14 protein-coding genes are annotated in these 13,307 nt (G+C 41.1%); 4 read left to right on the top strand and 10 right to left on the bottom strand.

The window, feature by feature from the left end; all coding sequences use genetic code 11:
- Positions 1–7 precede the first annotated feature (7 nt).
- From PHU20_RS08320 to PHU20_RS08280, 9 genes are all read right to left on the bottom strand, one after another.
- On the bottom strand, positions 8–898 hold the full coding sequence (locus tag PHU20_RS08320) for a DUF6268 family outer membrane beta-barrel protein (protein ID WP_274824890.1): 891 nt from the start codon (positions 896–898) through the stop codon (positions 8–10).
- Positions 895–1,806 (bottom strand): mechanosensitive ion channel family protein, encoded by a 912-nt coding sequence (locus tag PHU20_RS08315; protein ID WP_274824889.1) that lies wholly within the window; start codon positions 1,804–1,806, stop codon positions 895–897. The genes PHU20_RS08320 and PHU20_RS08315 overlap by 4 nt, the downstream gene beginning before the upstream one ends.
- Positions 1,791–3,128, bottom strand: coding sequence for an ABC transporter permease (locus tag PHU20_RS08310; protein WP_274825178.1), 1,338 nt, complete (start codon positions 3,126–3,128; stop codon positions 1,791–1,793). Before PHU20_RS08310 ends, PHU20_RS08315 begins: the two co-directional genes overlap by 16 nt.
- Positions 3,121–4,056 carry an ABC transporter ATP-binding protein gene (locus PHU20_RS08305; protein WP_274824888.1) on the bottom strand — a complete coding sequence of 312 codons (936 nt, stop codon included), beginning with the start codon at positions 4,054–4,056 and terminating at the stop codon, positions 3,121–3,123. The genes PHU20_RS08310 and PHU20_RS08305 overlap by 8 nt, the downstream gene beginning before the upstream one ends.
- Before the next feature lie 751 nt (positions 4,057–4,807).
- Complete coding sequence (gene dnaJ, locus PHU20_RS08300) at positions 4,808–5,929, bottom strand: molecular chaperone DnaJ (protein WP_274824887.1); 1,122 nt, start codon at positions 5,927–5,929, stop codon at positions 4,808–4,810.
- 9 nt (positions 5,930–5,938) lie between these two features.
- Entirely contained in the window at positions 5,939–6,499 is a 561-nt protein-coding gene (locus tag PHU20_RS08295; RefSeq protein ID WP_274824886.1) for a nucleotide exchange factor GrpE, read from the bottom strand.
- 179 nt (positions 6,500–6,678) lie between these two features.
- Positions 6,679–7,593 (bottom strand): TIGR01777 family oxidoreductase, encoded by a 915-nt coding sequence (locus PHU20_RS08290; protein WP_274824885.1) that lies wholly within the window; start codon positions 7,591–7,593, stop codon positions 6,679–6,681.
- A 123-nt stretch (positions 7,594–7,716) separates the two neighbouring features.
- Positions 7,717–8,385 (bottom strand): tRNA (5-methylaminomethyl-2-thiouridine)(34)-methyltransferase MnmC2, encoded by a 669-nt coding sequence (mnmC2, locus tag PHU20_RS08285; protein WP_274824884.1) that lies wholly within the window; start codon positions 8,383–8,385, stop codon positions 7,717–7,719.
- Positions 8,385–8,933 carry a DUF4920 domain-containing protein gene (locus PHU20_RS08280; RefSeq protein ID WP_274824883.1) on the bottom strand — a complete coding sequence of 183 codons (549 nt, stop codon included), beginning with the start codon at positions 8,931–8,933 and terminating at the stop codon, positions 8,385–8,387. The genes mnmC2 and PHU20_RS08280 overlap by 1 nt, the downstream gene beginning before the upstream one ends.
- Positions 8,934–8,971: 38 nt before the next feature.
- Between PHU20_RS08280 and PHU20_RS08275 the strand changes: the two genes are divergently transcribed.
- Positions 8,972–10,036: a branched-chain amino acid aminotransferase gene (locus PHU20_RS08275; protein WP_274824882.1), complete on the top strand. Its 1,065-nt coding sequence runs from the start codon at positions 8,972–8,974 to the stop codon at positions 10,034–10,036.
- A gap of 192 nt (positions 10,037–10,228) precedes the next feature.
- Positions 10,229–11,041 (top strand): hypothetical protein, encoded by an 813-nt coding sequence (locus PHU20_RS08270; RefSeq protein WP_274824881.1) that lies wholly within the window; start codon positions 10,229–10,231, stop codon positions 11,039–11,041.
- Between the two features lie 166 nt (positions 11,042–11,207).
- Here PHU20_RS08270 and PHU20_RS08265 read toward each other — a convergent pair whose 3' ends face one another.
- A complete protein-coding gene (locus tag PHU20_RS08265; RefSeq protein ID WP_274824880.1) occupies positions 11,208–11,594 on the bottom strand; it encodes a nucleoside triphosphate pyrophosphohydrolase family protein in 387 nt (128 codons plus the stop codon).
- A 733-nt stretch (positions 11,595–12,327) separates the two neighbouring features.
- Here PHU20_RS08265 and crcB point away from each other — a divergent pair.
- Complete coding sequence (gene crcB / locus PHU20_RS08255) at positions 12,328–12,702, top strand: fluoride efflux transporter CrcB (RefSeq protein ID WP_274824878.1); 375 nt, start codon at positions 12,328–12,330, stop codon at positions 12,700–12,702.
- Positions 12,703–12,944: 242 nt separating this feature from the next.
- Entirely contained in the window at positions 12,945–13,283 is a 339-nt protein-coding gene (locus PHU20_RS08250) for a P-II family nitrogen regulator (protein ID WP_274824877.1), read from the top strand.
- Positions 13,284–13,307: the final 24 nt, after the last annotated feature.

Below are 13,307 nucleotides of genomic sequence, written 5' to 3'. Positions count from 1 at the left end.
TATTTTTTTATATTCCTATTCTAAATCCCGTCCTGAAATACAGACTAGGTTCGTCGTTCAAGGTATAAACATCGTTCCTATCCTCATCACGTAGTACCCCATCCTGGAAAACAGTATGACCGATATAACCGTAGAACGACATAATTTTTGATATGTTATATTGATACCCGATTGTTAACAAGGCGGCCGACGAGGAAACCGATGATGCAAAACCCGTATTGGGTAAAATGATGTTATTTTGAAGGTTTACAAAATACCCATCCAGGATAAATTCGGTCTGGATCAAATGGTTGTCATCAATATGGTATTTGAATCCGGTTTTGGGTGCTCCGACCACATAGGACCAATTGGGATGGAATCTTTTTTCATAATACACAAAGGGCAAAGGGATCCGTAATGATACCGTTGAATTATAGGCTAAACCCAACACCAAACGCATCGGCTTATCAATGTCCTGTCGCTCTTTAAAAGCACCGACGGTAACATTTATCGAAACGTCCCCATTTTCAAGTGGGTTGGTAAGGGTAGAAGACAATCTCGGGGTAAGGACCCCAATGAATCGCCAATTATCATTGTGTTTGTAGACATAGGCCAGGTTTAAATCGACCACATGAAGATTTTCCAAACCCTCACTGTCGAAATATTCATTACCCCCAAGTTTATAGGCCAAATAATTATATTCCGCCCCGACGATGACATTGTCGGCTTCCCTGACCTTTAAGGGCATATTGGCTACCAACTTATAACGTGAAAGCTGGGCATCAGCCTTATTTTTTGGCATGATCATATATTCCAATCTGAAAACATCAGGGGATTGGGCGTATACCAGACCGTTGGCCCCACCCCACAAAAGCAGGAGAACCATTCGTATAGTCGTCCTTAGCGAACTATTTTTCATATTTTTTTCGTAGGTTGTATAAGGTGTACATCCCTTTGGGGAAAGGGTATCGAGATATTATGTTGCCTGAATTTGGCATCGATGGCATAACGCACCTTGCTCTTAACCCTGGTATCGGCAAAACTATCATTCGTAAAGTAGTAAATGGAGAACAACAGGGCCGAATCTCCAAAATCCTCAAACAAAACAAAGGGTTTGGGGTTTTGCAGGATTCCTTTTTCATTTTTTGCTATTTCCTCAAGTATCCTTGTCACCAAAGCTACATCACTACCGTAAGCTACCCCTATTTGTACCCTTTCCCTTGTCGTTTTATGGTTTTGGGTATGGTTATATATGGTATCACTTATAAATTTATGGTTGGGAACAATGATTACCTTGTCATCCCTGGTAATGGCCCTGGTGGTGCGGAGCTTGATCTCATAGACCTTTCCGACCTTACCTTCCAACTCAATAATATCCCCCACATTCAACGATTTATCAAGAATGATCAATATTCCTCCGATAATATCCTGGAAAAGATCCTGTAAGGCCAAGCCCAAACCAACGAAAAGTACGGCTGAAGCGGTCAATAGAATGGTAATATCGATACCCGCCATACTCAATATGATCAGGACTACCGCCAAATATGCCCCATAATTAATGAACTTGAAAACACTGACAAACTTAAGTTCGTCTTCTTTTACCATCTTACGGGTTATGATTTTCCGAATCCATTTTAGAATGAAGGCCGTTGCCATAAACGCGATCGTGATCATTATCAACAACCCAATGGTCACATGCAATGATTTATCGCCTATAGTCATATGAAATCCCCAATTAAGGAAATCCTGGATCGAACCCCAGATATCCTCTTTTATGATTTCTTCCAATTTATCGGTTTCCTGTGCCATGATCAATACTTTATCCATTTTAGCAATTCCTTATAGGTCGGTTTCTTTCCATACATCAATATACCCACCCTATAGATTTTGGCGGCAAACCAAACAATTCCCAAAAATGTCACTATCAATAATAGGATGGAAGTCACCAATTCCCAAACAGGCACCCCACCTTCCCCTATACCCCCGGGCAAACGCATCAACATTACAATTGGCGATGTCAAAGGAAAAAGGGAAAAACCAACTGCGATGGGTCCGTGGGGATTACTGAAAACGGAAAAGAAGCCAACATATATGGCCAACATCAAGGGAAGGATGATCGGAAAAATAAACTGTTGCGTATCGGTTTCATTATCGACAGCGGCCCCAATGGCAGCATAAATGGAACTGTAGATCAAATACCCTAGGGTAAAATAAACAACGAATGAACAGATCAACATGGCCCAAGGAATCTTAAAAAGTTCCTGTGCATATGCCTGTACGGTCTGGTTCGCCGTAGGAACGGCATACCCCATTTCACCAGCCATATGGGATGCTTCGACCCCATTGTTCAACGTTGAAGGGTCGATATCGAAAACCGCAAAGGAAACAAACAACAGTAAGGACGCCGAGACTATCCAAATAGCGAATTGCGTAATCCCTGCCAAGGAAGTGCCTATAATCTTCCCCATCATCAATTGAAAAGGTTTTACCGATGAAATGATCACCTCGATAATTCTACTGGTTTTCTCTTCGATGACACTTCGCATTACAAAACCGCCATATATAATAATGAACATCATGATCAAATATCCGAACCCACCTCCGATGATGGCTTTGATCTCATTGATCCCCTTAAGGTTCTGTACGCCATCAAAGGTTTCCGTATTGATCTCAAATTTCTTGTCCAATTGACCAAACTCCTGTGAGGAAACACCCATTTCCTGTAACCGCCTTTCCCTTAATCTTGCCTGAAATATATTTTCCAACTGACCCAACACGGAAGAACTCGGAGTTTCCTTGGTATAAAAATGGGACTGCTGCGCCACCTTTTCAAGTCCATCCCCTTTCGGTATGTGCAAAAGTCCATAATACCCCATTTGCAAAGTTGAATCCTTGGCTTCTTGGAGGGAAATCTCATTGAACATCACGTAGGAAGTACTCTTCGTGATCTTAAAATCGTTGGGGAAATAATCACTTTCGTTAAAAACCCCGATGATGTGTTTTTGATTGTCATTGATCTTGGTCAAATAGGCAATAAGCACCACCATCCCTACCAAAAGAATCGGGCTAAGAAAGGTCATGATAATGAATGACTTGTTCCGTACTTTGGCTAAATACTCCCTTCGGATAATAATGGGCAGCTTATTCATTTGCATCCTTATTGTGTATGGTTCGAATAAAAATCTCGTTCGCGGAAGGAATGATCTCGGTAAATTGATGTATGTTGGCTTGCTGTGCCAAATAAGCCAAAAATTCCCCGGATTCATCCTCAGGAATTTGAATTTTAAAATCCAATTGATTTTCCAGTGGATCGATCATTGGGCCGATAATATTGAATTTATCGGATATCACCCCCAACAGTTCGTTTACATTATTTGCCTGAAGTCCTACTTTGAATATATTGTTTTTATACGCCTTTTTTATATCCGACAATTTACCATCCAATATCTTTTCCGATTGATGGATCAAGGCGATATATTCACAGAGTTCCTCGACAGATTCCATCCGATGGGTTGAAAAAATAATCGATGTGCCATTTTCCTTCAATTGAAGTATCTCGTCTTTAATGATATTGGCATTTATAGGATCAAAACCACTGAAAGGCTCATCGAATATGAGCAATTTGGGCTCATGTAGGACGGTTACGATAAATTGGATTTTTTGGGCCATTCCCTTAGACAGTTCCTGGACTTTCTTATTCCACCAATCACCGATATCCAAGCGATCGAACCAATACTTTAAGCGTTGTTTGGCCTCTGCTTTATGCATTCCTTTCAACTGGGCCAAATACAGGGCCTGCTCACCTACTTTCATACCCTTGTACAACCCTCTTTCCTCCGGTAAATAACCGATCAAGGAAATATGCCGCGGCTTTAAAGGTTCCCCATCAAAAAACACTTCGCCTTTATCCGGAAAGGTGATTTGGTTTATAATACGGATCAAGGTGGTCTTTCCCGCACCATTGGGACCTAAGAGTCCGTAAATGCTATTTTTAGGTATTTCCAAGGAAACTTTATTCAATGCAATGTGTTCCCCAAACCGTTTGGTAACCTCCTTAGTGACCAAAATATTATCCATGAAAGCAATTTTGCCAAAGATATAGAATTGCTTTAAAAGACCCTTCGATAATTCCAATTATACTAAGAATTAAACATCGGGACAATGGCTTCAAAAATCGTTAAAAACCTTAAAACAAAATGAATCTAAGGATCCTCACCAATAGTTTGGGGTCGATGCTGTTTAGGCAATGTCGAACACCTGCCCTACCCGCTCGTTTGGCCCATGATTTGCAGTAACGTAAACCTGGATATGTGAAGCTTCGGTTTCGTTTTATTGCTGTCCTGCATACTTTTGAAAACGACCTTAACGAACCCCTTATTGGGTTTCATAGGACATGCTTGAAATCGCAGATTCACGAAAACATAGAGCAACCAATGGAATTTCCTGGGAAAAAATTGGAGGGGTAAAAATCGCCGATCGACTTTTTTTTTGATACACCACTTGACGTAGGGGTTGATGGGAACCCTCCTTTTGGGTTCGCCAACCATTTTTGCACAAATACCGTTATGGACCATGATTCCCGTTAATACCTAGGATATGTGCAAACACTGGGATCTATCGGGAAGGAACTTTCCTTAAACCCCCCTAGACTTACATCTACGTTCTCCCGGCAGCAAGGATGAACCGAACCAAAAGTCGTATAAAAACAAAACCCACCCTTAAATGAATCAAGGATGGGAAAAAAATTGCTATGAAAAAGAAAATTAATATTGGTAATCCAATATCGAATCAAATATACGTTTTTTATTTAATTCTCAAATCATTATCCTTAAGAGAACATATCTTTCACTTTTTCAAAGAAGGATTTGTCGGATTTTTCCGGTTTTGGCACAAAGTTTTCATTACCGTCCATACGCTCAAAAAACTCCTTTTGCTCCTTATTGAGTTCTTTAGGCGTCCATACGTTCACATGTACCAAAAGGTCACCGCTACCATATCCGTTTAAGCTGGAAATACCTTTCCCCCTTAATCGCAAGATCTTGCCGGATTGTATTCCCGATTCCAATTTTATACGTACTTTTCCACCTACTGCATCTATCTCTTTGGATGTACCCAAAACAGCCTCTGGAAAACTTATATATAGATCATAATGCAGGTTATCACCTTCCCGTTTCAGGGTTTCGTGATCAAGGGTCTCTATGGCCACCAAAAGGTCTCCCGGAATTCCGTTACCTGGCGCCTCGTTTCCTTTACCCGGAACTTTCAATTGCATACCATCCTCAACCCCGGCTGGGATTTTTATGGAAACGGTTTCCTCCTTGACCACAAGGCCTTGGGCATCCGCATTACTTGGCCTTTTATCGATGATTTGACCACTTCCCCCGCATGTTGAACATGCGACGGCTGTTTGCATTCTACCCAGAATGGTATTCGTTATTTTGGTCACCTGACCATGGCCCCCACAAGTACTACACGTTTTATAGGTTACGCCCGGTGCCTGCAGCTTACGCCTTACTTTCACTTTCTTCTCAACACCATTGGCCACTTCGTCCAAGGTCAATTTAACCCTTATCCTAAGGTTACTGCCTTTGACCCGCCGTTGGCCACCGCCACCGCCGAAACCACTGAAACCACCAAATCCACCGCCGAATGCGCCACCGAAAATATCCCCGAACTGACTGAAAATGTCGTCCATGTTCATTCCGCCGCCGCCAAAACCACCGGCACCTTCAAAAGCCGCATGGCCATACTGATCGTAACGCGCCTTTTTATCCGGGTTACTCAGTACTTCGTACGCTTCCGCCGATTTTTTAAAAAGTTCTTCTGCTTTGGTGTCCCCGGGATTTTTGTCGGGGTGATATTCCAAGGCCTTTTTTCTATAGGCCTTTTTTATTTCCGCTGCCGTGGCATTTTTACTTATGCCGAGTACTTCGTAATAATCTTCCTTCATACTCCAATTTTAATTACCTACCACTACTTTAGGATGGCGTATTATTTTGTCGCCCAATTTATACCCCCGTTCAACAATATCAACAATCTTTCCTTTTAGCTTTTTATCGGGAGCGGGTATCTGTGTAATCGCATCATGTATTTCGGCATCAAAGGCATCCCCTTGTTTAACATCCATTTCCTCCATGCCTTTCGATTTCAAAGTATCCCTGAATTTTCCGTTGATCAATTCAACACCTTTGAACATTTCCTTATCCTCGGATTTTGACAATTCCTTTAAGGCCCGTTCAAAATCATCCAAAACAGGAAGTAAGGATACGATGACCTCTTGTCCTGCCGTTTTGAACAGATCCATTCGTTCCTTGGAAGTTCGTTTTTTATAATTCTCGAATTCGGCGAACAACCGGAGGAACTTATCTTTCTCCTTGGCCAAGGCGTCTTGAAGCTGTTCTTCCACAGACTGCTCCTCTTTTTCGGTCGGTACTTCTTCTTGTTCCTTCCCGGTATCGTTTACCGCTTGTTCATCGGGAATGGTCTCGTTAACCTCTTCGGTCTTATTTTTATCACTCATTTTCGGATTCAGTTTTAAAACTCTTTTCGTATGACGGCAAAAGTACTGCCATTTATTTAAAAATGTCAAAATGTCACCAAACTTTACCATTTTTACGCCAACGGTATGGTTACAAAAAAGCCAAAAGAAGATATTCAGGAAAGATTTTCAGGGATAGTACATGGGTGGAAAGGAAAACTTCAATCCCCTTTGTAAAAAAAATCGAGGGCATTCCCGATATTCGGATAATCGAATACAAATCCTTCTTCGGAAATTTTTTTACTACTTACCCGCTGACTGGCAAATAATAGATCGGACATTTCGCCAAGGATCAATTTCATGGTAAATCGGGGGATACGAGGCAAAATAAGAGGCACTTTAAAGACTTTTGCCAATTCACGTACCATCTTTTTATGGGTCACGGGATTGGGGGCCACCCCATTATAGATGCCTTCCAATTTATTTTCAACAACGAATAGGAAGAGTTTTGCCAAGTCACCGATATGGATCCAGGACTGCCACTGTTTACCCTTACCAAACGTCGTCCCGACAAACGATTTGATCGGTCGGGATAATTTGGGAAGCATGCCCCCATCTTTGGACAATACCAAACCAATCCTGATTTTCGCGACCGGAAAACCAAAATGGGATAGTGCATCGACTTCTTCTTCCCACTTCTGGACCACCTCACCTATGAAACTATCGTCAACAACCTTGTCTTCCTCGGTATATAAATGATCTAGGGAACTCGGGTAGACCCCTATTGCGGATGCCGATACGAAAGTTGTTATTTCTTGGGTGTCTATTTTACCCAAAGCATAGTTGAGTGTCTTTAAACTATTTATCCTGCTATAGAGGATTTGGTTCTTATACTCCGCTGTCCATCTTTCGGCAATGTTCGAACCTGCAAGATTGATAATCGAGGTCACCCCTTCAAAACAATCCAAATCGATCTTATTCTTCTCCGGATTCCAATAAAAGCCTTGAAAATTCTCGTTCGACACAATTTTATCCTTACTCGTGGTCAAGTAATTTACAGGAATCCCATGCTTATTGCTCAATTCAACAATGGCCCTACCAACTAATCCTGTCGCTCCGGTAATCAATAATTTCATAATTTAAAGGTATGGGATCTTAAAACGGCGAAGTACTATTTTAGTTTGGATTTAACAGTATTATCGATGTAGGATTCCGATTATGGATGAAATTCAGAAAAAATTAAGATTTATGGCAAACCATTAACCTTTTACTGCCCTCAACATCTCCCTTTTTCCCGGTGGCCCTGGCAATCGTTCCACCTGAAAACCAACATCTTGCATGGCCCTTCGCACGCTTCCTTTAGCTGCATAGGTAACCAATACCCCGTTCTTTTTAAGGGCCTTGAACATTAGCTCAAAAACATCCACTGTCCACAATTCGGGTTGCACCCTAGCCCCAAATGCATCGTAATAAATAAGATCTATGCAATTTTCAAAAGTTATTTGCCTAAAATCACATTGTTTCTTACACAGTGAAAAACCATTTGAAATCCCCAAGGGCGCTTCCCAAGGCCCACTGTGCATCCGATTGAATCGCTCTTCGAAATCCAATGCATCCAATTCCCTTATGTAGTTCAATTGGGACAATTCCTCCTTTGAAACGGGAAACGCCTCAACACCGTAATAATCTATCCCCATACCCGATTTCGAAGCTTCGATCAGTGTTATCAAGGCGTTTAAACCGGTACCAAAACCGATTTCCAATAGCTGTACCTTTTCCTTTTTATCCCGGAATAGGTCCAGGCCATGTTTAATGAAAACGTGATATGCCTCCTGTATGGCCCCATGTTTGGAATGGTACTGTTCGTTCCAATCCTTTATCTGAATGGTCGTTGAACCATCCGCCGTAGTTATGATCTCCCTTTGCATCAATTCTTTTTTCCTTTCAACAAAACCCCGTCGGCCTCGAAGCCCAAAGTCCTCTTTACCTCGGCGATCTTTTCGATCTCGGCCGCTGGCCTTCCGGCATCTTCAAGATAATGTTTTTGCTCCTCAACACCCATCTCCTCAATAAACGCCAAACCATTGACGACCACTTCTTTACCGGCGATATCCTTGGGCATAAAAAATGCGTAATCCTTAAATCGCACCATAACTTCTTCCCCATCATTCAATGCCACCTTCATCCAACAGCCTTTGGCCTGACAAACTTCTTTGACAACCCCGTTAAATTTTACCTGAATGGTATCGTTCAATTGCATGGAAGCATACTTACGGGACATTTCCAAATCGGAAATGCTACCCTTGGCCTGTATCCCATCCCCGAATGAGGACATTTCCGTTTTCCTATCCTGGGCATAACCCACCACAAGGAATAAGGATAATACAACAAACGTGTTAAAACCTTTCGTAATTGCCAATTTTAGGATTAGAAGGGTAAAATTGATCAATTTTAAAGAAAAAAGGAAGATTCCCATGCGATAATTTTCTAATTTTATTCGGTAAAAATTATCCCATGGAGACCAAGATGATGAACATAAAAATTGAAAAGGCAAAAACCTCTAAAATAAATCAGGTAGATTTTAACAATCTGGCATTCGGAAATGTTTTCACAGACCATATGTTGGTCTGTGATTATAAAGAGGGCTCCTGGAAGGTTCCGGAAATCATCCCTTACCAACCGATAAGCCTTGACCCCTCTGCCAAGATATTCCATTATGGGCAGTCGATTTTCGAAGGCATGAAAGCCTATAAAGACGAGAAAGGTGATGTATTCCTTTTCCGCCCTACGGACAATTGCAAACGTTTGAACATCTCGGCCAAGAGAATGGCGATACCTGAAATTCCTGAAGATTATTTCATGGAAGGACTTATGGCCCTATTGAAGTTGGAAAAGGATTGGATACCCCAAACCCCGGGAAGTTCCTTATACATCCGTCCATTTATCTTTGCGTCCGGAACAGGTTTCCATGCTTCACCGGCCGATGAATATAAATTCATCATAGCCTTCGCCCCTTCAGGAGCCTATTTCTCCGGAAAGGTAAAGGTGTTGATTGAAGAGAAATATTCAAGATCCGCCAACGGCGGCGTAGGATTTGCCAAGGCAGGCGGTAATTATGCCGGACAGTTCTACCCTACCCAACTTGCCCTTGAGAAAGGGTACAACCAAGTCATCTGGACAGACGACAATACCCATGAGTATATCGAAGAAGCCGGGGCAATGAATATTTTCGTTCGGATTAACGACACCTTGTTAACCGCCCCTACAAGTGATCGAATCTTAGATGGTATAACCCGTAAGAGTATCCTTAAAATAGCCCAAGACGAAGGTATTGCGGTCGAAGAACGGAAAATCACCGTGGCCGAGATCATCGAAGCTGCCAATAACGGCTCCCTAAAAGAAATGTTCGGGGCCGGTACCGCTGCCGTGATTTCACCCATTTCCACTTTTGGTTTCCGTGATGTGGATTATGATCTACCCGAACTTTCCGATAACTATGCAACCATGCTAAAAAATAGGATTACCGATATCCAATACAATAGGGCTGAGGACAAATTTGGCTGGCGGGTAAAGCTTTAGTCGAAGGAAACCTTCCCTGATGGCGATTATTGTTATTCAATGGTAGGGACAATTGTACCAAAATGGCATTGCCCTTGGACATCGATATTTATTTCTTACTTTCATAAACAAGTAGTTAACAAATTTCAATTGACCTACCTATGAAAAAAAACAACTGTCCTCATCGTTCTTATCCTATTTGGCCTAAGTATAATGGCTTGCAACACAAAAAGCAAGAAAGCCGAACCAAAGGCGACCGAAGGGGAAACAACCCAAAACCCCACTCTAGCGAAAATAGCCGAGTTAAAGAAAGCAGGGTACGACATCGTTGATTACCACGCCCATTTAAAGGGCGGTCTTACCATGGAGGAGTTATTGGAACATTCCAAGGAAACAGGTATTGCTTATGGAGTGGCCTTCAATTCCGGGGTCGGTTTTCCGATAACCGATGATTCGACGCTTTTGGCGAATTACAGAAAGTACAAGGACTACCCGGTTTATATGGCCATGCAGGCCGAAGGTAGGGAATGGGTAAATATGTTCTCCAAGGAAAATATTGCCACCTTCGATTACGTCTTTACCGATGCCATGACCTGGACCGACCGCAAAGGGAGGAGAATGCGCCTTTGGATGCCCGAAGAAGTTTTTGTGGACGACAAAGAAGATTTCATGGATCAATTGGTCGCTAAGATCGTCGGGGTCATGCAAAACGAACCTATCGACCTCTATGTAAACCCAACCTACCTTCCTGATATCCTCCAACCCCAGTATGATGCCTTATGGACCGATGGGCGCATGCAAAAAGTGATTGATGCCGCTGTCGAAAACCACATTGCCATAGAAATAAACGCCCGCTATAAAATACCTTCGGCCACTTTTATAAAAAAAGCGAAAGCGGCAGGGGTAAAATTCAGTATGGGCACCAATAATGCAGATAGGAATTTAGGCACATTGGACTATGCCATTGAAATGATCGAAACCTGCAATCTTGAGCCCAACGATTTTTTTAAACCCTCGAGTAAATAACACTTTTCAGCTTCTAGATCATTGGAACGATTCCATTTCAATTACCTCTTCCACAGGAAGGAAGAACCAAAATGGATACGAAAAAGAAATGGTCCGGTATATTCGGCCAAACCAATAGGATTATCGACCATCGTTCACAACTACGGCCAAACAAGGTCGAACCCACTTATTTATTTAAAATACGTTCAATATCAGGTTTAAAATATTTTGGCCCCTTGAGCACTTTACCATCATCCCTATAAATAGGTTTGCCATCGGCCCCCAACTTACTCATATTACTTCTTTGTATTTCTTCAAAGACCTCTTCAATTTTATGCTGCATGCCATGTTCCAAAATGGTACCGCATAATATATAGAGCATATCACCCAAGGCATCGGCCACCTCCACGAGATCGTTATTATTGGCCGCCTCAAGATATTCCCTATTTTCCTCATCCATCAAATCAAATCGCAACTTATTCTTCTTTTTACCCAAATCGGCCTTCATGGTAGGCGACACCCCCAAACCGAATGAATTATGGAACTGTTCCACAGCTCCTATTTTATGCTTCATATCCCTGAATTTAGATTAGCTTTGCCTAAAATTATAAAAGAAAAGATGATTTTCTCAATGATTTTATCCACAATGAAACGAAACAAGTCGGTACTAATGTTTTACCTAACCCAAAACGCATCATTTTAATAAAACAATAACCAATCACCCTATAAATTATGTTCAGCACAGGACAATTGATTTTTGCCATTCTTTTTATAATCGTTTTCGCCATAATTATTGCAAGCACCTATAAAAGAGACATAAAACTCCATAGAAAATATTACAAAGGCGTCAAATGGGTAGGAATTGTCTTCATAATCTTTTTAACAATCCTATTCCTAATTAAGTATTTACTCAAAAACCAATAGTATATTTGTCCATATCATAAAAATGCTCGCTTTTAGAACATTAGAGGTATTTTTTTACGTATATCATACCAAACGAATTAATTTTACGTTACACTAACAAAGCACTCAACTTATGATTACATTTTTAACTTTGGTTTCTATATTGATTTGTATTAATGTAGGAATGATACTTACCAGCCTATACAGTGTCAAAAAAAGTAAAGATTCATCAAAGCAAAGCATTACGGAATCGAGTACTTCAAACATCCACCCTTTGAATGTTTTGACCACGGATTATAAAAAAGCCGTTTAGTTTTACTTTTTAAAGGGACACAAAACCTTGGTGGATGGTCATTGAACGCTGCATATAGTACTAGGGCTATAATTTTGAATGTAAAAAACAAATGAAACAACTGTTGCTTGTTTTTTTGGGTGGAGGTATCGGAAGCATGCTACGGTATATCATATCAAGGACTTTCAACGATTACTATCAACATTTTTACCTGGGCACCTTTTTAGCGAATATTATAGGTTGCCTCATTATCGGGCTGGTATTCGGCCTCTCAATAAAGAACAATTTGCTGACCCAAAACCAAACCCTTCTATTGGGAACCGGCTTTTGTGGGGGCTTCACTACCTTCTCCACCTTTGCTTTTGAAAACCATGCGATGCTAAAAGCAGAGGAAATCATACAATTTTCAATTTACACCATTTCCAGTATTACCATTGGTATTTTAGCTGTTGCCCTCGGTTTTTGGCTGGCAAAGCTCATCCATTAGTACCACAACTTCAACCCATTACCTTAATTCAAGAAGTTTTCGACCCCTTTTTGGGCCTTACCGTTGTATCCAATCCCAAGCTTATTTTTAACAAGACGTTTAGAAAAATTTATTTTTTTTTGACGAATACCTCTAATTTTTAGGGTATAATTTATTATAATCATAATTTTTTGCAATATACCCCTCATTTTTTAGGGGTGTAGAATGAAATAATATACATTTAGCGCCATAAACAACAAATTATGAAGCAAATCGAAGCAATTATTAGAAAATCAAAATTTGATGAAGTGAAGAAAGCATTGCATCAAATTGAGGTCAATTTTTTTAGTTACTGGGATGTAACTGGGGTTGGCAATGAAAAACAAGGGCATGTCTATCGAGGCATTTCCTATAGTACAAGCGACATCCAGAGAAGATATTTATCCATCGTGGTTTCCGATGAGTTTGCAGAAAGAACGGTAGAAACCCTATTGGATGCAGCCTATACGGGTAATGTCGGGGATGGTAAAATTTTCGTTTCAGAAGTAGTCGAAGCGTATAGGATAAGGACCAAAGAAAGCGGACACGCCGGCATCAACTAAATTAACTCTTACAACTAAATCAAA

The organism is Maribacter polysaccharolyticus (assembly GCF_028882255.1).
Lineage (GTDB): Bacteria > Bacteroidota > Bacteroidia > Flavobacteriales > Flavobacteriaceae > Maribacter_A > Maribacter_A polysaccharolyticus.
Note: the sequence above shows the minus strand (reverse complement) of the source record. Positions and strands in the feature narration are given on the sequence as shown.

Bases quoted from the DNA above. Each gene is read 5' to 3' on its own strand.
- PHU20_RS08320 (WP_274824890.1), bottom strand. From the start codon at position 898: ATGAAAAATAGTTCGCTAAGGACGACTATACGAATGGTTCTCCTGCTT.
- PHU20_RS08315 (WP_274824889.1), bottom strand. From the start codon at position 1,806: ATGGATAAAGTATTGATCATGGCACAGGAAACCGATAAATTGGAAGAA.
- PHU20_RS08310 (WP_274825178.1), bottom strand. From the start codon at position 3,128: ATGAATAAGCTGCCCATTATTATCCGAAGGGAGTATTTAGCCAAAGTA.
- PHU20_RS08305 (WP_274824888.1), bottom strand. From the start codon at position 4,056: ATGGATAATATTTTGGTCACTAAGGAGGTTACCAAACGGTTTGGGGAA.
- dnaJ (WP_274824887.1), bottom strand. From the start codon at position 5,929: ATGAAGGAAGATTATTACGAAGTACTCGGCATAAGTAAAAATGCCACG.
- PHU20_RS08295 (WP_274824886.1), bottom strand. From the start codon at position 6,499: ATGAGTGATAAAAATAAGACCGAAGAGGTTAACGAGACCATTCCCGAT.
- PHU20_RS08290 (WP_274824885.1), bottom strand. From the start codon at position 7,593: ATGAAATTATTGATTACCGGAGCGACAGGATTAGTTGGTAGGGCCATT.
- mnmC2 (WP_274824884.1), bottom strand. From the start codon at position 8,385: ATGCAAAGGGAGATCATAACTACGGCGGATGGTTCAACGACCATTCAG.
- PHU20_RS08280 (WP_274824883.1), bottom strand. From the start codon at position 8,933: ATGGGAATCTTCCTTTTTTCTTTAAAATTGATCAATTTTACCCTTCTA.
- PHU20_RS08275 (WP_274824882.1), top strand. From the start codon at position 8,972: ATGGAGACCAAGATGATGAACATAAAAATTGAAAAGGCAAAAACCTCT.
- PHU20_RS08270 (WP_274824881.1), top strand. From the start codon at position 10,229: ATGGCTTGCAACACAAAAAGCAAGAAAGCCGAACCAAAGGCGACCGAA.
- PHU20_RS08265 (WP_274824880.1), bottom strand. From the start codon at position 11,594: ATGAAGCATAAAATAGGAGCTGTGGAACAGTTCCATAATTCATTCGGT.
- crcB (WP_274824878.1), top strand. From the start codon at position 12,328: ATGAAACAACTGTTGCTTGTTTTTTTGGGTGGAGGTATCGGAAGCATG.
- PHU20_RS08250 (WP_274824877.1), top strand. From the start codon at position 12,945: ATGAAGCAAATCGAAGCAATTATTAGAAAATCAAAATTTGATGAAGTG.